The sequence below is a fragment of the Tepidibacter mesophilus genome (genome assembly GCF_002724055.1).
Taxonomy (GTDB): Bacteria; Bacillota; Clostridia; order Peptostreptococcales; family Peptostreptococcaceae; genus Tepidibacter_A; species Tepidibacter_A mesophilus.
Map to the genome: position 1 here is coordinate 1 of NZ_BDQY01000092.1, position 260 is coordinate 260.

The 260-nt window shown below is 36.5% G+C and carries 1 protein-coding gene; it reads left to right on the top strand.

The genetic code is table 11. The features are described from left to right. The coding region (locus Tmeso_RS16655; protein ID WP_207653869.1) for a hypothetical protein at positions 1-260 on the top strand (260 nt) is incomplete at both ends.

The following is a 260-nucleotide window of genomic DNA, read 5'->3' on the forward strand; positions in this document are numbered from 1 at the left end:
GTTTAGTAAAAGTTACAAATAAGCATGATGATGAAACAAGATATTTCTACGATGGATTTGGCAACAGAATAAAAACAATAGTAGGCTTAGACCATCCAGGTGGAGGAAATAGACCAGATAAACCAGGTAAAGATAATGGAAATGCATATGGACATGACAAAGAAAATCCAGGTAATGCATATGGTCATGATAAAGATAAGCCAGGAAATAGTGGTAACCCACATCCAGGTTGGGGACATCAGAATAAAAGAGACTACATG